Raw genomic sequence first — 22,223 nt, 5'->3', positions numbered from 1 at the left:
GACGCGTTGCTATTAATGACACATGTTGAACTCAACAAGGAGCCACCCTCAGGGCGTGGCGTGCGCCGCCCGCAAAGGTGCGGCCAATGGAGGGGAAACGATCATGAAAAATATGTCTGGAATCGGTATCAGTCTGTTCGCCCTGACAACAGCCCTCGCGATGGCGCCAACGGTGGCGGCGCAAACCGCACCGGCGGAGCCCGATCAATTGGAAGAGATCGTGGTGACCTCCTTCCGCCGGGGCCTGGCCCAGGGCGTGGATGTCAAGCGCAATGCCGACCAGTTCCTGGACAGCATCGTGGCCGAGGATATCGGCAAGCTGCCCGACACCAATGTCGCGGAATCGCTTCAGCGCGTCTCCGGTGTGCAGATCAAGCGCGGCATCGGCGAGGGGTCCAGTGTTTCCATCCGCGGCCTGAACCAGAACCTGATCTTGATGAACAACCGCTCCATCGTGGATGCCGCCGGGCGCGGCGGCAACGGCCTGGACAGCACGGAGACCGGCAGCTACAGCCTGCTGGCCTTGCTGCCGTCGGAACTGATCTCCCGGCTGGACGTGACCAAGCAACCCTCTGCCGACCAGCAGGAGGGCGGCATCGGCGGCACGGTGAACATCGTCACCCGCCGCCCGCTGGACAGTGGTGATTTGAATGCCGCCTCGCTGGAGGGCATCTATAATGACCGTGCGGAGAAGATGTCCTACCGCGGGTCGGCGCTGATCTCCCGCACCTTGAACGACGATACGCTGGGCATCCTGCTGAACGCCTCCTATTCCGACCGGAATTTCCGCGAGGACAGTTTCTTCAGCTTCAGCGGCTATGTCCCCCTCACGGCCAGCTTCAACAACAATCCAGCCGGTATCAAATTCGATCCCAATGGCGACGGCACGCCCGCCTATTTCCTGTCCGATCTGCGCTTCCAGAAGGTGACGGATGAGCGCAAGCGCCTGGGCGCCAACGGGTCGGTGCAGTGGAAGCCGACGGAGGTGACGGAATTCTGGGCGGAAACGCTCTATTCCAACCAGGATGTGAGCCGTGATCGCGTCTGGCTGGGCATCCCCCTGTCGGGCAACGGTTCGGCCTACAGTTCGGTCACCATGTCGCCGACCGAGACGTTGATGGCTGGTACGCTGTCCACCCAGGTGCAGGGCAATTTCGAGGGCTTCGCCAATGACGGCGATTTCTCCACCAGCACCATCGGCGGCAAGTGGAAGGGCGATACTGTCGAAGTGTCGGCGGAGGGCAGCTACACCTATGCCCGCCAGGATATCGAACAGATCTTCCTACGCGTGCGCACGCTGAGCAATTACTCCATCGGCTTCGACCTGCGCGACACGGATACGGCGAATGTGACACTGCCGGTCGGGCTTGACCTGACCAATCCGGCTTTGTTCGCCTTCTCCAACGTCTACGACACCTACACGACGACCATCGCCAAGGAGAAGGCGGCCCAGGCCGACCTGAAATGGACGCTGGATGCTGGCATCCTTTCAGCGCTCAAGGTCGGTGCGCGCTATGCCAACCTGGATTACCAGCTGCGGACCAACGACGCGCAATTGGCCATCAACCCGGTCATCCCTACGGCTGGCCGCGTGGGCGAGACGCGGGTGGCGGACTTGTCCGATCTGCTGAAGGGGGCGTCGGGTTCCTTTCCCCGCGCGGTACTGCTGGGCGTTCCATTTGCGGCGGGGACGGAGCATGCCTGCACCGCCTTCATCCCCACCTGCGACGTGAGCAAAAAGAACTTCCTGGGCAGCTTCTCCACCACGGAGGATATCTACGCCGCCTATGGCCGCATCGATCTGGCCGGTGATCTGGGCGACGTGCCGTTCAGCGGCAATATCGGTGCCCGCTACACCAAGACCAAGCTGAATGCCGTCGGCGTCTATCAGGCGCAGAACGGTACCTACCAGCCGCTGGACACCAAGGTCGATTATGACGACATCCTGCCCAGTGCGATCTTGAAATTCGACCTGTCGGAGAAGTTGGTGGCCCGTGTCGGTGCCGCCAAGGTGATGTCGCGGCCCAGCAGTTCCAACCTGTCGCCCAACCTTGCACTGAATTACACCGTGAACACGGGTTCGGCGGGCAATCCCAATCTGAACCCGTTCCGCGCCGATCAGGTCGACGCCTCGGTGGAATATTATCTGGGGCCGGAATCGCTGCTGTCGGCGGGCCTGTTCTACAAGAAGGTGAAGTCCTTCATCTCCACCCGCGTGACGTTCGAACCGGTGCCCGGCCAGACCGCCCCCTTCGCCATCACCCGCAAATATAACGGTTCCGGCGGTACCATCCAGGGTATCGAGCTGCAGTACCAGCAGCCCTTCACCTTCCTGCCGGAACCGCTGGACGGGTTCGGTATCATGGTGAACTACGCCTATATCGAAAGCGACACGCCCTATACGAACAAGCGCACGGGCAAGAAGCTGCCTATCGAGGGCCTGTCGAAGCAGAACACCAACCTGATCCTCTATTATGAGAAGGACGATTTCGGCGTCCGCCTGGCCTATAACTGGCGCGACAAGTATCTGGATCGCGTGGGCGGCGGCGGTGACGGCGTGTTCTTCGACAGCTACAGTGACCTGTCCATCTCCACCCGCTACCAGCTGACCGAGGATTGGAGCGTGGATGCCCAGGTGGCCAACCTCCTGGACGAAGGCTTGCGCAAATATGGCGGCGTGCCCGACGCCACCGCGCTCTACGCTTTGTCCGGCCGCACCTACAGCGTGGCGCTGCGCGGCAAGTTCTGACGTGCATCACGGGACCCCGCTCTTCCCCGGAAGTCAAGTTGGCCTTCCGGGGAAGAGCGGGGAGTGACCCGGATGTGCGAGATACCGACTACTGGTCTTTCGGAGCCTGCGTCCCGTGACGTCTGAAACTACGATCCCTACCCCGTCCCGTCGCCGCTGGGTGATCCTGGGGCTGCTGTTCCTGTCGACGGTGTTGAATTATGTCGACCGGCAGACGCTGTCCATCCTGGCCCGGACCATACAGGACGAGCTGGGCATGACCGACACCGACTATGCCGGGGTCGTGCAGCTCTTCCTCATTGCCTACACGCTGGCCTACTTGGTTTCCGGGCGCATCACCGACAGGCTGGGGGCACGGCTGAGCCTGGCGCTGTTCCTGGGCTGGTGGTCGCTGGCCAACATGGCCACGGGGCTGGTGCGCGGCGTGGGCGAGTTGGGGGCAGTGCGCTTCCTGCTGGGGCTGGGCGAAGCCGGGAACTATACCGCTGGCCCAAAGGCCGTGTCGGAATGGTTCCAGGAGAAGGAGCGCGGGCTGGCCGTCGGCCTCTATACGTCGGGCGCCATGGTCGGCGCCACGCTGGCCCCGCCGCTGATCACCTGGCTGGGCACAGCCTATGGCTGGCGTTCGGCCTTTCTGATTACCGGTGTGGCCGGGCTGTTCTGGCTGGTGCCCTGGCTTATGCTTTACAAGCGCCGGCCTGCCGCGCCTACGCCCTCGCTGGGCTGGCGCGGCGAACTGGCCCTGTGGCGCTGGGTGGCGGCGGAACGGTCGGTCTGGGTGCTGGTCGTGGCGCGGCTGCTGACCGACCCTGTCTGGTATTTCTACCTGTTCTGGTTCCCCAAATACCTGATGGATGCGCGCGGCCTGGACATGGTGGGCGTGGGGAAATCTGGCTGGACCGTCTATCTTGCGGCCGACTTAGGCGCTGTGGCCTGTGGTTATCTGTCGGGCCGGCTGATCCGGGGTGGGCGCGGCGCCCAGGACAGCCGCATCCTGGTCATGGCCGGTGCCGCCCTGGTTGCCCCGGTTGGGTTGCTGCTGGCCACGACGCCCAGCCTGCCGCTGACCTTCCTGATCGGGGGCATTGTCGCCTTCTGCCATATGGGATGGCTGATCAACCTGTCGACCCTGATCGTTGATCGCTTTTCCGGCCCGCGCTTGGCCACGATCTTCGGGCTGGTGGCGGCAGGTAGCGGGGTGGGGGGCATTCTGTCCCAACCGCTGATCGCCGATCTGGTCACCCGCTATTCCTACGAAATGGTGTTCCTGGCCATGGGCCTGATGCACCCGCTGGCCCTGCTGCTGGTACTGACCCTGCGCCGCAGCAAGGCCGGGAAGCAAAATTGAGAAACGGGAGAGAAACCTTGATGCATGCCGCCGCCCGCAAGGGCCTGATCGCTGCTGCCCTGCTGCTGACCACCGCCCTGATGCCCCTGTCGTCCTGGGCGGCCGAGGTGCCCGTGGTGACCACCAAGGTCTTCGTCAATCAGGCCGGTTATGGCCTGGACTGGCCCAAGCGCTTCTCCGCCCCCGGCTTTCGCGATGGCACCCGTTTCAAGCTGGAGCCGGCATCCGGCGGTGCCACCTTGTTCGAAGGGGCGCTGAAGGGCGGGGTGGGGGACTTCACCGCTTTCCGCCCCACGGACGCAAAAGCCCTCTATATCGTCAGGTTGGAGAATGGCGCTGCTTCGGACGCGTTCCAGGTGCAAGGTGCGCTGCCCATCGACGTGTCGCTTAACGCCGCCCTGCGCTTCATGGTCGATGCCCGTTCCCTGGTCGGCACGCATCCGTCCGCCTATGGCGGGCAGCCCTGGCGCGACGGCACCTATTATACGTTCGAGCTGCCGTCGCTGGTCATGCTCTGGCTGGCCCATCCCGACTATTTCCGTCAGGCGCCCGTGGAGATCGACTATCAGGCCGACAAGGCCCGAATCCTCGATCCCGGCTTCCGCTGGGTGCGTGACAGGGGTGACGAGGGCGCGCTGGATGTGGTCCGCCGCTATTACACGGAGATTGAGCCGCCGGTGGGCGGCAAGGCCGTGCCGGACCTGGTGCAGATGCTGCATTGGGGGGTGGGCTTCCATCTGATGCGCCCGGTTTCCCATGATCCGTCGGGCGACCCCGTCGGGGAGAAACTGCATTCCCAGACCGTGGCGCAACTGGCTTATTTCCTCTACGGTCTGCCCGAGTATGCGCAATGGATCCCGGTCTCCTTGCAGGTCCGCACGAAGGAATTCGTCTTCGACCAGTGGGAGAAGGTAGGGCTGTTCGGTATCGACAACCTGATCACCGCCTTCAAGGGCCGTAACCCGCCGGGCTATGCCATTACTCCCAACCTGATGATGTATGAGGTGGCCAAACGCGAGGGGCGGGCTGATGCCGACCGGTTCCTGGACGCGGCCGCGCGTCAGGCAGCCTGGATCATCAACAATCTCGACCTCTCCGACCCGGCCCTGACCAAGGGCCAGCGGATGAGCGAGCATATGGTCGTCACCGGCCTCTATCTGCTGGCCAGCCAATATCCGGACAAGGCGCCGCCGGGCCTGGAAAACTTCCTGAAGCGCTACGGCGCACTGGCCGTGGCGCGGTCGGACAATGAATGGGATTTCCGTCGCTATGATGCCGGCGCCTGGACCATCCCGCGCTACTCGGTGGACAATGTTCGGCCCAAGGAGCCGGAGAAGGCGGCCAAGCCCCACGGCTGGAACGAGGTCGGCAATGTCGTGGGCATGCCGGGCGTGGCCAGCATGCTGGCTGAATTCGCCGATCCGGCGCTGCGGCCGCGTCTGCACGAGATCGGCATCGCGCATCTGGATGCCATGTTCGGGCGTAATCCGCTGGCGGCACATGCCGCCAATAACGGCCCCCGCGATTATCCAGGCGTGGAGCGCGGCTGGCCGCTTTGGTATCCGGCAGATCTGTGCGCCCGGCTGGAAACAGCGCGCGGCACCATCAATGCCAGCGCGTCGGACGAACAGTACAAGCAGGGGCCAGCCGGTGCGTCGCGCCATCTGGAGGGCTGGACGGCCTTCAATGCCGCCTACAATGTGACCCTGGCCCGCCTGATCCATGAGACGGCGAAGGTGGAACTGCTGGATGCCGCCACGGGGGTGCTGGTGACGGGAACCAGTGCTGACCGCCCCGTGCGCGTTGCCGTAACCGTCCCGCCGGGGGCTGCCCCCTTCGCACTGGCCGAACTGTCGGTGGAACGGGAAGGCGGGGAGCCGCTGAAAGCGGTGTGGGATCAGGGGCGCTTCGTCACGGCACCCCTCCCGTTGGCCGCCCTGACCGGGACGCTGCATTACGGCGATGGCTACTGGGCCAACAATCTGGTGATCACGCGCGACGGCGCCGGTTTCGTCATCAAACCCTGACGGTAATGGCGGTGGAGAAGGTGCGCCTGTCAGCGGGGGCGATGCGTGCGGAGGTCGCCCCATCGCTAGGGGCTGCCATCCTGTCCTTGGATCTGGATGGCCGGCCCCTCCTGCGGCCAACTCCGCAGGCGGCTTTGGCGCGGGGGGACGGACGGCTGACAGCCTGCTTTCCCATGCTGCCCTTCGCCAACCGCATCGCCAACGGCATTTTTGAGTTCGCTGGGCAGCGCCATCGCCTGACCCCCAATCTGGCCGGCATCCCGCACGCAGTGCATGGGTACGGCTGGCAGCGATCCTGGGAACGGGTGGATCAGGGGCCGGCGCATCTGTCGCTGCGTCTGGTCCATCGACCGGCGGGGCAGGGGGATTGGCCGTTCCCTTTTACCGCCGGCATCGATTATCACCTGTCGCCGACCGGATTGCGGGTCACGATGGCATTGGTCAATGAGGGTACGGTCGCTGCACCGGCTGGCCTGGGGCTGCATCCCTATTTCATCCGTGGACCGGGGACCTGTCTGCGCTTTTCGGCCCTGGCGCCATCCCCGCCCCGCGATCCGGACTTCCAATCGGGACGCTGCCTGGATGATGTGATAGTCGATGCCGATTTCCATCTCTGGTCGGGGGTTGCGCTGGTGACGGGTGGCGAGAGCCGGGTCGGCGTGGAATTGCGCGCCTCTGCACCGTTCGGTGTCTTGCGCCTCTATGTTCCAGAAGGGCGAGACTTTTTCGCGCTGGAGCCTGTCAGCCATGGTGCGGATGCGCTGAATGACAGTCTGCTCCCGCCCATGGCGATACTGGCGCCGGGCGCGTGCTTGTCAGGCATTGTTGAAATCAATTTCACCCAGCGTGCTTAAGCGGCGTCGGCCCGGTGACATTGTATGGAAAGACATGTCATCCCCTCATGCGACCAGCCGTCCATCGGGATCCTCCACGATTTCGCCAGGCAGGACATAGTCCAGGATGGCGTGGATGCGGGCCTGGCCGCTCTGGTTCCGCACGGCGTGGGGCTTGCGGTTGTTGATTTCCCATATCTCGCCTGCGGCCAGATGGCGGATCACGCCGGCAATGGCGAAATCTACGCCCGGTGCGGTGACGATGGGGAAATGAATGCGGTGGGCACGGGATAGGGAGGCCCCGTTGTCGCGGTGGGAGCCGATGGAGCCCCCAGCCGCCAGCCGCACCAGGATGATGCGCTGGAAATAGCCCTGACCACTGATGGCACCCGGCGGCGGGTTGTGGGTATAGAAATCCCGGATCATATCCATCACCGGTTCCAGCAACGGCTGGAACCGGGCGAAGGCTGGCTGGATAGTGGCATCCGTGTGCCGCATGTCCGGATCGAAGATCAGGCCCACCGTCTCTGTTTGCGCATGGGCGCGATAGACCTGCTGGCGCCCCGTTTCCGCCCCCCAGGCATCTGCTCCCATGGCGGCCAAGGCGGCCAGAGCCGGGGCTGGATCGGCACTGCCGATGAAACGGTATTCTCCGTCGAAATACATGGGCTTTCCTCCGATCACGCCGGCGGTATGACGGGCCGGCTGCCGCGCACGGCGAAGTACCAGATGAACAGGTAGGAGGGCGCCATCAGAGCCAGGAACACCCACTGAAAATCCGCCACTTGCTTCAACAGCGCGAACATCTGCGGGACGACAGCGCCGCCGGAAATGGCCATGACCAGGATGGCGGAGCCCGTGCCCGTGTGCCGTCCCAGCCCCTGGATGGCCAGCGGGAAGATGGCGGGCCACATCATGGCGTTGGCGAAGCCCAATGCGGCCACGAACCCCACGGAGACGTATCCTTGCGTCGCCCAGGCACCCGCTACGGCGGCGACCCCCAGCAGGGCGGACAAGGCCAGGTAGCGTTCCTGGCTGACTACGCGCGGGATCAGCACCAGCCCCACGATGTAGCCCAGCATCATTCCGCCCAATGTCAGGGAGGTGAAATAGGCCGTCTGCTCGAACGGTAGGCCGAAGGCCTCGCCATAGATGCCGATGGCATCGCCGGCCATCACCTCCACACCGACGTAAAGGAACAGAGCGACCGCACCCAGCCAAAGATGGCGGAAGCCGAGCAGCCCGCGCCAGTCGCTGCCGCCGCCCTGATCCGTCTCCGCCCGCAGGTCGGGCAAGGGGGAGCGCAGAACGCCTAGGGCCAGCAGGGCCAGGATGGCGGCCATGGCCAGATAGGGACCGTGGACCTTCTGCGCGAAGCTTTCCAGCAGCGGCGTACGAGCCTCGGGTGCTGTATTAGCTACCTCCGCCGCCAGGTCACCCACGCCCTGCATGATCAGAAGGCCAAAGACGATAGGGGCCAGCATGCCTGCCCCCTTGTTGCAGATGCCCATCAGCGCGATGCGCCGGGCCGCACTTTCCGGCGGGCCGGCCAGCACGACATAAGGATTGGCCGCCGTTTGCAGAACCGCCAAGCCGCCGCCGATGACGAACAGACCCGCCAGCGCGCCGGGGAACCAGTGCATGGTGACGAACTGCCCGAACAGGACAGCGCCTGAGGCCATCACGCCCAGGCCCAGCGCCATGCCACGCTTCATGCCCGTGCGGCGCAGGATGGCGGCACTGGGCAGGGCCAGCACCAGATAGGAGAGGTAGAAGACCATCGGCACCAGGAACGCGCCCACATCGCTAAGCTGGAAGGCCAGCTTCACGAAGGAGATTAGCGGCCCGTTCAGCCAAGTGACGAAGCCGAAAATGAAGAACATGGCCCCCAGGATCGCGATGGTGCCGCGTTGGGCGGTGGGGGCGGACAATTCCGTGTTCATCCCTGTTTTCCCTGTTGTTCGGGCACAAGGTACCGTTCAGACAAGCTGTTACGCCGTCCGTCCGCACCCGATGTCCGCCCCGTTTTCCGGGGTTGTTGTTGGCGGTCAGTCGCCGATGGGCTGTTGCGGGGCGATCCCGTGCAGCGAGGCGACGCTGGCCCTGGTCTGGCGCAGCATCAGCTTGGCACGGGGCCCCAGGCTTTCGGCAACCTGATAAGCCAGAAGATCGATCATCAGCAGTTGAGCAAAACGCATCGGATTGGGCTGGAACTCATGCACACCCGACTGGGTCAGGTCGACATGCAGGCAGATATCGGCGTCACGGCCCAGCGGACTGTCGCGGTCGGTGATGGCCACCGTCTGCGCCCGGTAGTAGCGGGCCAGTTCGACACTGTCCTGCAGGGCGCGCGGTCGACCGGTGGAGGAGACGAAGATGGCCGCGTCGGCCGCCTCCAGCGTCGCCGCACTCATCCGCTGCATATAGCTGTCGGTATAGAAGGTGGAGGCGATGCCCAGGCGGAACAGGCGATTGTGCATCTCCTGCGCCAGGATGGCCGAACTACCGCCCAGGCCGTAGATCAGCACCTTGCGCGCCCGCGCCAATGCGGCGGCGGCCCGACCGATCATCTCCAGATCCAGCCCGGCCATCGCCCCGTCCAATGCTGCCAGTGCGCGCCCATGCAGGTGGCGGGCGAATTCCCCGCTGGCCGCACCGTCGAAGCCGGCGGGCGGTTCCGTGGCCGGCGCGCCACCGCTATTATCCACCGGCAGGCGGGCATCGCGCTGGGCCTGGCGCAGGGCCAGATCCTGGATGATGCGGTATTTCAGGTCGCGGAACCCTTCGCAACCGATGGTACGGCAGAAGCGAACCACCGTCGGCTCGCTGATGCCGATATCGGCGGCGATGGCGCGCACGCTGGAGCGCACGAATTCCTCCGGCTCCGCCATCAGCTTGCGCGCGATCTTCGCCTCCGACCGCGACAGCGACGGCAGCAGCGCTTCGACACGCTCCAGCAGATCGTCCGGCATCGCACTGTCCTGATATACCATCGACCGTCCCACCGGATTGCACGCGTTTTGATGTCGTTGGATGTTTGTTACATTTCCGTCGAACAATCAACGACATTTTTGGCCGGAGTGGCGACGGCGCGCGAGTTGGATTATTAGTGAGTTGATAATTAATGATAATTCCGTTTACCCTCTTGGGAGGCATGACGATGGCCTTGTGGGTGTTTGGGCATTGTTGAGCCGACCTTCTGTCATGGATTCGCAGTTCGGAAGCCGAATTGAGATCAAGAATGTATCAAAGCTACATTTTATGTTTGACGTCCTGATCAATTCGGCGGATGAAGGGTGGGTGCCGGGCAACGGCGGATGTTTGGGGAGGGGTTTGCCACTATGGCGATTGAACGGATCGGCGGTGTGAAGACGGGCACGGGCGGGCAGGCATTACCGTTCTGTCAGGCGACGAAGGCCGGCGGTTTCGTCTTCGTGTCCGGCCAGGTGGCCATGGATGCGAACGGGGAGATCATCGATGGCGGCATCGTTGCCCAGACACACCAGACAATGCGCAATGTCATCGCCATCCTGGAAAAGGCCGGCTGCACGCTGGCCGATGTGGTGAAGGCCAATGTCTGGCTGGACGATGCCCGCGACTTCCAGGCCTTCAACCGCGTCTATGCCAGCTATTTCCCGGACGGGCCGCCGGCGCGATCCTGCGTGCAATCCCCGCTGATGGTCGATGCCAAGGTGGAGATCGACGTTACCGCCTATCGGGAGCCGGCCTGACCATGGGCTTGTCGCTGGGCTGGTACGCCTATCCCTGGAACCTGCACGACCCGGCAGACGATCTGGCCCGCATGCGCGACGGCGGCATGACGCACCTGACGGTGGCGGCCGCCTATCATGCCGGGAAGTTCATCCAGCCGCGCGACCCCGTGGCGCGGGTCTATTTCCCGGAGGACGGCACCGTCTATTTCCGCAGCCGTGGCCGCATTCAATATGGCGCGTTGCAGCCCCGGATGGCCGCCGCGACCGGTGCGCGTGACGTGCTGGGCGAATTGTGCGGGGCTGGCATAGTGCCCATCCGGGCCTGGACCGTGCTGAACCACAATACCCGCCTGGGCCTGATGCATCCGGACTGTACCGTCCGCAATGCCTGGGGCAATGCCTATGTCTACAGCCTGTGCCCAGCCCATCCGGCGGTGCGCGACCATGCCGTGGCTTTGTGCGCCGACATTGCCGACAGCCTGGATGTGGAAAGCCTGCTGCTGGAAACACCGGGCTGGCTGACCTATGCCCATGGCTACCACCATGAATTCGCGCAAAGCAACCTGGGGGCGCTGGCCGAGGAACTGCTGGGCCTGTGCTTCTGCGACCATTGCCGGGCGGGGGCCAAGGGGGCCGGGATCGATGCCGATGCGCTGCGGCTTCAGGCCCGCGCCGCCATCGATGCGGACCTGGCCGGGGGTGAGGCGGCGGTGGATGCGGACTTGCTGGCCGCGCTCCATGCTTGGCGCTGCGCCATCGTCACGGACCTGTGCGCGGAAATCCGTGCCGCCGTGCGGGATGCGGTGAAGGTGCGGATCATCTCCACCTGCCAGCGGCCGCATGCCACCACCTATCGGGAGGGCGGCGACCTGCGCGCGCTGAATGGGGTTACCGACGGGCTGGAACTGCCGATCTATCAAGGATCCGCGGCGGATGCGGCGGCGGATCTGCGCCATGTCCTGGATTTGCTGGCGGGACAGGGGCCGGTGCCCAGTGTCATCCTGCGTCCCGGCTTGCCCGACATGGGCAGCGAGGCGCAACTGGCCGACACGCTGGCGGCTGTGCAGGCCCAGGGTATCGACGATATCTCCTTCTATAATTTCGGATTGCTGCCGGCGGCGCAGATCGGCTGGGTCGATCGTGCGGTACGGGTGCTGCGCAAGGGTGGAGCGAATGGCTGATTTCAGCACGAAACACATCATGATCACCGGGGCCGCTGGCGGCATCGGCGTTGGGCTGTGCCGGCATTTCCTGGATGCCGGCGCCCGCGTCCTGGCGCTGGATCTGGATGCCGCCGGGCTGGACCGGTTGGCGGAGATGCTGGCGGCGTGGGACCGGCTGCATGTCGCCGCCGTCGACCTGACCGATCTGGCCGCCGTGCGGGCCGTGGTGGACGGGTTCGGGCCCATCGACATCCTGATCAACAATGCTGGGGCGGCGGCGGCCACGGCGCTGGCCAACCTGACGCCCGACGCCTGGGCCCACGACCTGGGCATCAACCTGACGGCAGCGTACCATTGCGTGGAGGCGGTGAAGCCGGCCATGATCGCGCGCGGTGCCGGGGTGATCGTCAATATCGGCACGGTGAACGCCCTGACGGGCCTGGGCCACCCGGCCTATAGCGCCGCCAAGGCCGGGCTGATCAGCTATACCCGCTCGCTGGCCATCGAATATGGGCCGCTGGGCATCCGCGCCAACATCATCTGCCCCGGCACGGTGCGCACCCAGGCCTGGAACGCGCGGGCGGAGCGCAATCCGGAGATATTCACCAGCTTGCGCAAATGGTATCCGCTGCGCGATTTCCCCGATCCGTCGGACATCGCCAAGGCCGCTGCCTTCTTGGCCGGCGACGATGCGCGCATGATCACCGGGGTGGTGCTGCCCGTGGATGCCGGCCTGACGGCGGGCAACCCGGTGATGGCGGCTGAACTGACCTTGGAAAAGTTCTGATCATGCTGAACCTTGCCCCCCTGCTGTCCGATCCGTTGCCGCCCGGTACCAAGGGAATGCCGCCGTTGCCGCCCGGCTTCACGCTGGACCGGATCGCGGACCAGGGCTGGCGGGTGTTGGCGGGGGATGTACCGCTGCCGGTGGCATTGCTAAAGCGGCCCGCCATGGACCGCAACATCGCCCGCATGCAGGAATATCTGGCGGCCAGCGGCATGAAGCTGGCCCCGCACGGCAAGACCACGATGTGCCCGCAGCTGTTCGAGCGGCAGTTGCAGGCCGGCGCCTGGGGCATCACGGTCGCCAATATCCAGCAGTTGGGTTTGTGCCATGCCATCGGCGTGCAGCGCGTGCTGATCGCCAATGAGGTGCTGGGGCCGGCGGAGCTGGCCGCCTTCGCCGCGATGAGTGCCGCGGCGCCGGACAGCGCCTATCATCTGTTGCTGGACAGTGTGGAGGGGGCGCGGCAGTTGCAGGCGGCGATGGCGGCCCGGCCCGACGCGCCGCCGGCCCGCGTGCTGATCGAGGTTGGGTTCCCCGGCGGTCGCTGTGGCGTGCGCAGCCTGGCCGAAGGCCTGATCCTGGCTGATGAGATCCGGCACCTGGACCGGCTGCGCCTGGTGGGGGTGGAGGGGTATGAGGGGCTGCTACCCGACGCAAAGGCGGTGAATGCCTATCTGGATAACGTCGTCGGGCTGCTGACCATCCTGCGCGCCGACGGACGGTTCGCCGATCCCGATCATGTGCTGCTGAGCGCGGGGGGATCGGCCTATTTCGATCTGGTGGCGCGGCTGTTCGGCGGGGTGGGCGCCCCCGGCATCCTGCCTATCCTGCGCAGTGGCTGTTACATCACCCATGATGACGGTTTCTATGGCCGCCTGCTGGGGGATGTGGCGGCGCGGGGGCAAGCGCCGGGCCTGGAACCTGCGCTGGAGGTTTGGGCCCGGGTTCTGTCGCGGCCGGAGCCGGGGCTGCTGGTCCTGTCGGCCGGCAAGCGTGACTTGTCACATGATATCGATTTGCCAACCCTGAAATCCTGGTATCGACCGGGGCTGCACGAGGCACCGCAGCCCACCCATGGCTGGCGCATCGCTAAGCTGAGCGACCAGCATGCCCATGTCCTGGCCGAGGCGCCGGAGGCCGCCACGCCGCTGGCGGTGGGCGACATGGTGGCGCTGGGCATTTCCCATCCCTGCACGACCTTCGACAAATGGCGTGTGCTGCTGGAAGTCGATGACGATTATCGCGTCACCGGCGGCCTGAAAACCTTCTTCTGAAAGGGCCCGCAAAGTGGCTTCGGACATCCAACCCGATCTGGTGCTGCGCGGCGGCACCGTGATCGACGGCACCGGCGCGCCCGGCTTCACCGCCGATGTGGCCGTGGGCGGTGGGCGCGTTCTGGCCGTCGGCGATCTGCGTAGCGTTCGCGGACGCCAAGAGATCGACGTGGCTGGCCGGGCCGTGGCGCCCGGCTTCATCGATGTCCATACCCATGACGACCTGGCCTGCCTGACCAACCCCGACATGGTGGCCAAGGTCAGCCAGGGCGTGACCAGCGTCATCGTCGGCAATTGCGGCATCTCCGCCGCCCCGTTGCGCTTTGCCGACGGGGTGAAGGAACCGTTCAACCTGCTGGGGGCCGCCGGCGATTTCCGCTACCCGGACTTCGCCGCCTACCGTGCTGCCGTGGAACGCACGGTGCCGCGCGTCAATGTCGGTGCTCTGGTTGGTCATTCGGCCTTGCGCCTGATGTGCATGGATGATCTGGGCCGGCCCGCCGATGCGCGCGAATGCGGGGCGATGGGCGACCTGCTGCGCGATGCGTTGCGCGGTGGCGCCCTGGGTCTCAGCTCCGGGGTGTTTTATGCGCCGGGGGCCGCGGCGGATATCGCGGAACTGACCTGTCTGGCGCATCTGGTGGCGGCGGAAGGCGGGGTCTATACCGCCCATATCCGCAACGAATATGATGGGGTGGCCGATGCCCTGCGCGAGGCGTTTGCCGTGACGGCGGCGGACAAGCTGCCGCTGGTCATTTCCCACCATAAATGCGCCGGCGTGCGCAATTGGGGTCGGGCGGCGGAGACGCTGGGCCTGATCGATGCGGCGCGGGCGTCCCAGTCGGTATTCATGGATTGCTACCCCTACAATGCCGGCTCCACCGTCATCCGGGCCGATCTGGCGGACGGGGAGATCGAGGTGCTGGTCAACTGGTCGCAACCGCATCCGGAAATGGCCGGTCGCACCATGAAGGACATCGCCGCCGACTGGGGTTGCACCCAGGCCGAAGCGGCGACCCGGCTGATGCCCGGCGGGGCCAGCTATTTCCAGATCCATGAGGATGATATGCGGCGCATCCTGTCGCATGAGGCCTGCATGGTCGGCTCCGACGGGTTGCCCAACGATCCCCTGCCGCATCCGCGCCTGTGGGGCACGTTCCCGCGCGTCCTGGGCCGCTATTCGCGTGACCTGGGGCTGTTCTCGCTGGAACAGGCGGTGCATCGGATGACCGGCCTGTCGGCCGCCACCTTCAAGCTGGGCGACCGGGGCCGCATCGCCCCTGGCATGGCTGCCGACATCACGGTTTTCGATCCGGCAGTCATCCTGGACCGGGCCACCTACAGCGATCCAAAGGCCATCGCTGACGGGATCGAGTTTGTCTATGTGAACGGCGCCCTGGCCTGGGCCGACGGCAAGCTGGCCGGGGAACGGGCGGGGCGGTTCCTCGCCAGGGCAGGATGTTGCGCGTAGAGCGGATTAGGCGTGAGCCGTAATCCGCGGAACCACGTTGACGGGATTTCCGCGGATTACGCTGACGCTAATCCGCGCTACGGAGCCTGCCCGTCAACACCGCCTCCGCCGGCCCCAGATGGGCCGCATAGCGACGCCAGCCGCCAACCGACGATGTGTTGATGGGTTGGCGCACCTGGACGGCGCTGGCCGTGGCTACGGCGGCCTTGTTCTCCTCAATCCGCAGGCAGGCGAGGTGCCAGGACAGGCCGCAGAAATCCAGCAATCGCTGCACACCCGGCTCCGGATCGGCCACCAGCGCCTCATATTCTACAATCTTGAAACGGTCGGGCAGCAGTGCTGCCCAGCGTGCAGCCAACTGCCGGAAGCCCAGATAGAATTCTGCCGCAGCACCCAGGTCCAGCGAATAGCGGTAGAGCGGGGTGGCGAATTCGAACAGCTGGCGGTAATTGCTGACCACGGTGTCCAGCGGATCGCGGACCAGACAGATGAAACGGGCGCGGGGCAGGGCGGCGGCGATCAGGCCGACCAGCTGGATATTCAGGTGGAACTTGTCCAGGAACCGTTCCGCGCCGCCCGCCAGTTGCTGCCCCTTCTCCACATAGGCATGGCCGATCCCGGAAAGGTCCACGCGGCCCGCCGCCACCCGTTCCAGCATCGCCGGGTCCACCAGATGGCGGCTGGCGATGCCCGTCGCCTGGCGCAGCAGCTGGGCGAAATGCTGGAACTCCCCAATGGAAGTCAGGTCGGGGTGGCCCGACAGGATGCGGTCGACCAGCGTGGTCCCCGACCGGGGCATGCCGACGACGAAGACGGGTTCGGCCATGCAGGTGCCGACGGTTGCGGGGGCCGGGGCCGCCAGTACGGCGGTCAGCGCCGTTACACTCTCGCGCGGACTGGCGCCCAAGGCCGTCAGCAGGGCGGTCTTGCCATCGCGCAGATGGGCGAAGGCCTCGTCATAGCGGCCCAGCGCCTCGCATTCCCGGGCGGCGGCATGGGCCAGATGGATGCGGTCGCGTGCATCGGGGACTTCCGCGATCAGGTTGGTCAGCCGGCCCAGATGGTTGTGCTCAGGACTGATGCCGCCCAGCGATGTCAGGGCCGCGTGCGCCTTGATGTAGCGCGGGACCAGATTGATCGCTGTTTCCAGTGCCATGCGGGCGCCGTCGAAGTCGCCGGTGAATTTCAGGCTGCTGCCCAGGTTGAAATGGACGGCGGGGTTGCGGGAGCCTTCATCGGCCGCCCGGCGCAGCACGAAGGCCGCCTGTTCATGCTGGCCCAGCCGCGTATGGATAGCGGCGATGGCGTCCAGCACCAGATCGGACAGGGGCACACAGGCCAGTGCCGCCCGCGCGCATTCCTCCGCTGCCCCGATATCCATGCGCCGCGCATGACATTTGCCCAACTGGGCCTGATATTCACCATTGGTCGGGGCCAGCGCCACGGCCCGCCCGCACATCTCCAGTTCTTCGGCGAACCGTCCCTGGTCGCCCATGGCGCGTGCCAGCAGCGACCAGCCGGCGGCATCGCCGGGATCGCGGGCCAGGGCGGGGCGCAGCAAAGTTTCCGCCCGATCCGACCGACCGGCGATCAGGGCGGCCAGCGCGGAGGCGTGGAGTTCATTCTGCCGCATGGTTACCGTCATGGTGGGGATCATATGGAGTTTCGCTACATCGGATGATATCATACCGACATGATTATCTGTCCCTCATTCATTTTTCTGCATCTGCACAAGTCCGGCGGGACTTTTGCCAATCAGCTGCTGCTGAAATGCGTGCCCGGCGCGCGGCGGGCGGGGTATCACCTGCCCTATGCAGAGCTGTCGGTATCGTTTCGGCACCTGCCCGTGGCCGGCACGGTGCGCAATCCTTGGGACTATTATGTTTCCTGGTATTTCTTCCAGCGCCAGCAGGAACGGCCCAATGTGCTGTTCCTGACATGCTCCGACAATGGTGCGCTGGATTTCGAGGGCACCATCCGCAATCTGGTCACCCTGCATGAAAGCGAGTCGCGCATCACGGCGCTGGAAGCCGCATTTCCGCAGGAATTCATGCAGCACGGGTTGAACCTGACCAGCCGTTGCATCGCCCCGATCCGGGGGTCCGGTCTGGGTTTCTACAGCTTCCTCTATCGCCGCCTTTATGCCGGTGCCGCATCGCCGCGCATCCTCCCCATGGAATCGCTGCGTGACGGGTTACGTGCCTTGCTGGCCGACATGGATGTGCCCGCAAACCCGCTGGCGGCGCTGTTCCTGGAACAGGCGCCGCCGCTTAATACCAGCCGGCACGGCCCGTACCGCGACTATTACAGCCCGGCGCTGCGTGATCTGGTCGGCATGCATGAGCAGGCGGTGATCCAGGCCCATGACTATCGGTTCTGATCTGGTGTCGTAGCGTTGATACAAAAATGATTGATTTGTGTGTTCAAAAATGTAACATACTGACATCCGTTGCTTCCAAGAGGGTCTGAACCCCCGGAAGACCGGAACGGGATACATAAGACGGCCGGCATCGACCGGCACGGGGGGTAGAGCGATGGAGCATTTCCTTAAGGGTCTTCCGCGGCGTGGCCTGCTGCTGACCGGGGCGTCGGTGCTGGCATTCGCGCCGGTTGCGGCTGCGCAGGAGGCAGGCAGTGAGCCTTATGTGCTGGAAGAGATCATTGTCACCGGTGTGCGCGCCAGTCTGAAAAGCGCCATCGACATGAAGCGTTCGTCGGACGCCATCGTCGACGGCATCTCGTCGGAGGATGTGGGCAAGTTCCCCGACGCCAATATCGCCGAGGCGCTGCAGCGCATTCCCGGCGTCTCCATCGACCGGTCGGGGGGCGAGGGGCGCTATGTCAGCATCGATGGTTTGGGGCCGGACTTCGCCAATGTCCTGTTCAATGGCCGTCCTATCGCCAGCGAGAATTCCGGTCGTTCCTTCAGCTTCGACACGGTCGCATCCGACCTGATCGGCAATGTCCTGGTCTATAAGAGCCAGCCGGCCAATGTGCCGGAGGGCGGGGTGGGCGGCACTGTCGACGTCGTGACGGCCAAGCCCTTCGATTTCAAGGGCTTTCAGTTCTCCGGCAATGTCTCCGCCAATTACGAGGAGAACAGCAGGGAGGCCAGCCCCCAAATCTCCTTCGTCACGTCGAACCGGTTCTATGATGGCCGCCTAGGCATTCTCGCCTCCTTCGTGCATCAGGAGCGCAAGCAGCGGACTTATGACGTCCAGAACAGCGGCATAATCCACAATCTGTTCTTCGACGCTGATGCCTATGCCTATGTCTCCGACGATCGGGACGAGGCATGGCGCATGCAGGACCTGACGCGGTCCGTGGTGGAAGAGGATCGCACCCGCACCGGCGGCACGCTGGCGGTACAGTTCGAGGCGACGGAGAACCTGACCCTGGGCCTGGACTATCTCTATTCGAAATTCAATGTGAAGACGGAGATCAACAGTGCCAGCAATTGGTTCTGGGCCGTGCAGGACACCAACCGCAACGTCATCGACGCCAACGGTTCCTACACCACCTTTGACCATGGCGTCGGCTACGACCTGTCCGGCTATGCCTTCAACCTGACGAAGAAGAAGCGACCGACCACGACGCAGCTGGGCGGCTTCAACGCCGCCTGGGAACCGTCGGACAGCTTCAAGGCGGTGTTCGACGCTTCCTACTCCACGGCGCGCAACGATAATCGCGGCCTGGATGAAAGCCAGACACTGGAAATCCTGAACCAGCCCGGCTTCCTGGTGCATATGGATGGCGGCGTGCCCTGGTTTGAGCAGAATGGCAATCTGGTCTCTGAGGTCAACCAGCGCCTGCTGCGTGCCCGCATCAACAAGAACAGCGGCGCCTATGTCGATGCCAGCACGGGACAGGCCAAGCTGGATACCAGCTGGAAGGCGCTGGACAACCTGACGCTGGATATGGGTGCCGCCTATAGCGAGGCGCGCAAGACCAACGAGAATTGGGAAACGCCGCTGCCCATTCAGCGCCTGTACCAGGCCAATGCCATGGGCCAAATCATCGATTTCAACAGCATCGTCAGCGGCATCTATCGGGGCGGCGACAAGTTCGGCAACGACAAGCTGAACGCCGACATGTTCCTGATCGATGGCGACGCGTTGCGTAAATGGATGGCCGACCCGGTCAACCTGGCCAACCGCACCCGCAATGCAGGGGCTGGTGGCCTGGCGGAATTCATCGCCAATGGCCGCAGCTGGAAGGCGGTGGAGACGGGCGACAGTTTCGAGATCAAGGAGAAGGTGACGTCGGGTTACGCCAGCCTGAAGCTGGATGATGAGATCGGGTCGATGCCGATCAATGTCACCGCGGGCCTGCGCGTTTCCCATACCGAACTGACCTCGACGGGCCGCATGCGGGTGCTGACCAACCTGGCGGTTCAGGCGGGTGACAATCCCGGTGTGCTGTACAAGGAATATGCCAGCGCCGACTTGACGGAAATCAGCGCCGACCATTCCTATACCAATTGGCTGCCGTCCTTGAACGTGAAGCTGGATGTCCATCCGGATGTGGTGCTGCGCGGGGCAGTGTCGCGGACCATGACGCGACCGACGCTGGAGGATCTGGCACCCCAGATTTCGTATGGCAGCACCTTCGTCGTGGCGCGCTATGCCACGGGCAGCAACCCGAACCTGAAACCCTTCCTGTCGACCAACTTCGATGCCTCGGCCGAATGGTATTTCGCCGATACCGGTGCCCTGGCACTGGGCTATTTCCGCAAGAAGGTGGATAATTTCATCGTCCAGGGCACGGCGACGGAGAGTATCGACAGCGTGCAGAACCCCGCCTATCGCAACTTCATCGTCACCAGACCGGTGAATGCGGAAAAGGCGACGATCGAGGGGCTGAACGCGTCCTTCACCTATGCGTTCGACATGGGCTTCGGCGTGCAGGCCAACTATACCCATGTCACCAGCAACGCCACCTTGGACAAGGCGCAGCCCAATGTCAGCTTCGCGCTGCCTGGTCTCAGCGATACCGCCAATCTGGTCGGCTTCTATGAACAGGGGCCGTTCTCCGCCCGCCTTGCCTATAACTGGCGGTCGGATTTCCTGGGCTCACTGCTTTATAACGGTTCCGGGGAGCCGCAATATTTTGCGCCCTATCACCAGATCGACGCCCGCCTGGGCTATCAGCTGACGGAAAGCACGGCATTGACCGCCACAGCCGTGAACCTGACGGAGGAGAAGGTGAAGGCCTATGGCCGCTACAGCAACCAGTTCCTGGGCTATACCGACTATGGCCGCCGCTTCACCCTGATGCTGTCGGTGAAACTGTGAGGGCGGCGTCGATCGTGCTGGCCGCTGCCCTGCTGACGGGCGGTCCGGCCTGGGGGCAGCAGCCCCAGGCAGCATCCATGGCCGCAACGGCTGTCCTGTCGGCAGACCATCTTCTGCCGCTGATGCAGGAATGGCGGGCCACCGGCGGCACCCTGTCGTTGGCCGCCACCTCTACCATCGCCATCGATCCGAAGGCCCCCGCCGACTGGACGGGGGAGGCGGAACTGCTGGCCAAGGACCTGGGCAAGGTGACGGGCCGGGCTTGGCAGGTGGTGCGCAGGGCGGCCCGAGAGGGTGAGGTGGCGCTGCGTCCCGCCGCCGCGCCGCTGACGGCGGAAGGCTATCGTTTCTCCGTCGATGGCAAGGTCACGGTCGAGGCGTCGGCCGGGGCGGGCCTGTATTATGGCGGGCGCACCCTGCTGCAATGGCTGCTGACCGCTGCCGATCCCGCCAAGGCACTGCTGCCGCGCGGGGTGGGCAGCGACCATCCCCAGTACCGCACGCGCGTGGTCATGCTGGATCTGGGCCGCCGCTATTTCCAGATGGAGAGCATCAAGGCCCTGATCGCCCGCATGGGTGCCTACAAGCTGAACACGCTGCATCTGCATTTCACCGACTGGCCCGCCTTCCGCCTGGACAGCCCACGCTATCCGGGCCTGGCCCCGGCGGGTGCGTCCTATAGCCGGGAGGATGTGAAGCAGATTGAGGAATGGGCCGCCCGCCACCACATCACCATCGTGCCGGAGGTCGACATACCGGCCCATGCCGTGGCGCTGACCGATTACAAGCCGGAGCTGGGCTTCAAATGTCCGTCGATGCGGTCCTCCCACTGGTTGCGGGAGGCGGCGCCGAACATCGGCGATAAGGCCTGGACCATCGACATCACAAAGCCGGAAAACGCGGAGTGGCTGAAGGGCCTGCTGGGGGAGTTCATCCCCTGGTTCTCCGGCCCCTATTTCCATGTCGGCGGTGACGAATACCAGTATGACGCCGACAAGGAACGCTGTCCGGAACTGATGGAGGCGACCAAGCGCCTGGGTTTTAAGTATCCGGGTGACGTGTTCATTGACTGGATCAACCAGTCCAACCAGGTGGTGAAGGCGCATGGCAAGCGCACCATGATCTGGAGCTGGTGGGGCTTCAAGGATGACAAGACCTCCACCCTGCCGGACCGCGACATCATCGTGGAGGTCTGGAACCAGGACATGGAGGCACAGATCAAGGCCGACGGCTTTGATGTCATCCTGACGCCGGAGGACACGATGTATGTGACCCCCTGGGAAGACATCAACCGCAACAGCAATTACGGCCTGTTCGACCTGGAAAAGGTCTATGAGCGCTACCCGCGTGACACGTCGCCCAAGGTGCTGGGCTATGCGCTGGCCATCTGGGCGGACCGGGCGGAGCGGCACACGGATGCCTATTTCCTGGGACGCGGGGAGGAACCGATGCTGGTCATGGCCGAACGGCTGTGGACGGGCCAAGCGCGCGGCAGCGTCTGGGACCTGATGCGCCGCGCCGACCGTATCGACACGGCCCGGCGCGGGTTGGCGGAACGGTAACC

16 protein-coding genes are annotated in these 22,223 nt (G+C 64.5%); 12 read left to right on the top strand and 4 right to left on the bottom strand.

What is annotated here, in order from left to right; translation table 11 throughout:
- Positions 1-103: 103 nt before the first annotated feature.
- The 4 genes from ACODSP_RS21355 to ACODSP_RS21340 all read left to right on the top strand — a co-directional run bounded on the left by ACODSP_RS21355 (position 104) and on the right by ACODSP_RS21340 (position 6,978).
- Complete coding sequence (locus ACODSP_RS21355; RefSeq protein ID WP_488967563.1) at positions 104-2,749, top strand: TonB-dependent receptor; 2,646 nt, start codon at positions 104-106, stop codon at positions 2,747-2,749.
- 115 nt (positions 2,750-2,864) lie between these two features.
- Entirely contained in the window at positions 2,865-4,097 is a 1,233-nt protein-coding gene (locus tag ACODSP_RS21350; protein WP_488967562.1) for an MFS transporter, read from the top strand.
- Positions 4,098-4,114: 17 nt separating this feature from the next.
- Positions 4,115-6,124 (top strand): early set domain-containing protein, encoded by a 2,010-nt coding sequence (locus tag ACODSP_RS21345; RefSeq protein WP_488967561.1) that lies wholly within the window; start codon positions 4,115-4,117, stop codon positions 6,122-6,124.
- A 5-nt stretch (positions 6,125-6,129) separates the two neighbouring features.
- On the top strand, positions 6,130-6,978 hold the full coding sequence (locus ACODSP_RS21340) for an aldose 1-epimerase (protein WP_488967560.1): 849 nt from the start codon (positions 6,130-6,132) through the stop codon (positions 6,976-6,978).
- A gap of 45 nt (positions 6,979-7,023) precedes the next feature.
- On the opposite strand, the gene ACODSP_RS21335 is transcribed toward ACODSP_RS21340, so the two are convergent.
- The 3 genes from ACODSP_RS21335 to ACODSP_RS21325 all read right to left on the bottom strand — a co-directional run bounded on the left by ACODSP_RS21335 (position 7,024) and on the right by ACODSP_RS21325 (position 9,929).
- Positions 7,024-7,623 carry an aspartyl/asparaginyl beta-hydroxylase domain-containing protein gene (locus ACODSP_RS21335; protein ID WP_488967559.1) on the bottom strand — a complete coding sequence of 200 codons (600 nt, stop codon included), beginning with the start codon at positions 7,621-7,623 and terminating at the stop codon, positions 7,024-7,026.
- A gap of 14 nt (positions 7,624-7,637) precedes the next feature.
- Positions 7,638-8,900, bottom strand: a complete 1,263-nt coding sequence (locus tag ACODSP_RS21330; RefSeq protein WP_488967558.1) for a sugar MFS transporter — start codon at positions 8,898-8,900, stop codon at positions 7,638-7,640.
- A gap of 105 nt (positions 8,901-9,005) precedes the next feature.
- Positions 9,006-9,929, bottom strand: coding sequence for a MurR/RpiR family transcriptional regulator (locus ACODSP_RS21325; protein WP_488967557.1), 924 nt, complete (start codon positions 9,927-9,929; stop codon positions 9,006-9,008).
- Between the two features lie 369 nt (positions 9,930-10,298).
- Between ACODSP_RS21325 and ACODSP_RS21320 the strand changes: the two genes are divergently transcribed.
- The 5 genes from ACODSP_RS21320 to ACODSP_RS21300 are packed head-to-tail and all read left to right on the top strand — an operon-like array spanning position 10,299 to position 15,365.
- The gene (locus tag ACODSP_RS21320) at positions 10,299-10,688 is read left to right on the top strand and encodes a RidA family protein (protein ID WP_488967556.1); all 390 of its coding nucleotides are present in this window, start codon (positions 10,299-10,301) and stop codon (positions 10,686-10,688) included.
- A 2-nt stretch (positions 10,689-10,690) separates the two neighbouring features.
- Positions 10,691-11,851, top strand: a complete 1,161-nt coding sequence (locus ACODSP_RS21315; protein WP_488967555.1) for a hypothetical protein — start codon at positions 10,691-10,693, stop codon at positions 11,849-11,851.
- Positions 11,844-12,620: an SDR family oxidoreductase gene (locus ACODSP_RS21310; protein WP_488967554.1), complete on the top strand. Its 777-nt coding sequence runs from the start codon at positions 11,844-11,846 to the stop codon at positions 12,618-12,620. The genes ACODSP_RS21315 and ACODSP_RS21310 overlap by 8 nt, the downstream gene beginning before the upstream one ends.
- Before the next feature lie 2 nt (positions 12,621-12,622).
- Positions 12,623-13,894 carry an alanine racemase gene (locus ACODSP_RS21305; protein WP_488967553.1) on the top strand — a complete coding sequence of 424 codons (1,272 nt, stop codon included), beginning with the start codon at positions 12,623-12,625 and terminating at the stop codon, positions 13,892-13,894.
- A 13-nt stretch (positions 13,895-13,907) separates the two neighbouring features.
- Positions 13,908-15,365: an N-acyl-D-amino-acid deacylase family protein gene (locus tag ACODSP_RS21300; RefSeq protein ID WP_488967552.1), complete on the top strand. Its 1,458-nt coding sequence runs from the start codon at positions 13,908-13,910 to the stop codon at positions 15,363-15,365.
- Between the two features lie 67 nt (positions 15,366-15,432).
- Here ACODSP_RS21300 and ACODSP_RS21295 read toward each other — a convergent pair whose 3' ends face one another.
- The gene (locus ACODSP_RS21295; protein WP_488967551.1) at positions 15,433-17,010 is read right to left on the bottom strand and encodes a tetratricopeptide repeat-containing sulfotransferase family protein; all 1,578 of its coding nucleotides are present in this window, start codon (positions 17,008-17,010) and stop codon (positions 15,433-15,435) included.
- Positions 17,011-17,058: 48 nt separating this feature from the next.
- Between ACODSP_RS21295 and ACODSP_RS21290 the strand changes: the two genes are divergently transcribed.
- The 3 genes from ACODSP_RS21290 (at position 17,059) to ACODSP_RS21280 (ending at position 22,221) form a co-directional block, all read left to right on the top strand.
- Complete coding sequence (locus tag ACODSP_RS21290) at positions 17,059-17,745, top strand: hypothetical protein (protein WP_488967550.1); 687 nt, start codon at positions 17,059-17,061, stop codon at positions 17,743-17,745.
- A 154-nt stretch (positions 17,746-17,899) separates the two neighbouring features.
- On the top strand, positions 17,900-20,659 hold the full coding sequence (locus tag ACODSP_RS21285; RefSeq protein WP_488967549.1) for a TonB-dependent receptor: 2,760 nt from the start codon (positions 17,900-17,902) through the stop codon (positions 20,657-20,659).
- Entirely contained in the window at positions 20,656-22,221 is a 1,566-nt protein-coding gene (locus ACODSP_RS21280) for a family 20 glycosylhydrolase (RefSeq protein WP_488967548.1), read from the top strand. The genes ACODSP_RS21285 and ACODSP_RS21280 overlap by 4 nt, the downstream gene beginning before the upstream one ends.
- Positions 22,222-22,223: the final 2 nt, after the last annotated feature.

The organism is Niveispirillum sp. FG156, from assembly GCF_057809555.1.
This window is presented reverse-complemented; position numbering and strand designations above follow the sequence as displayed.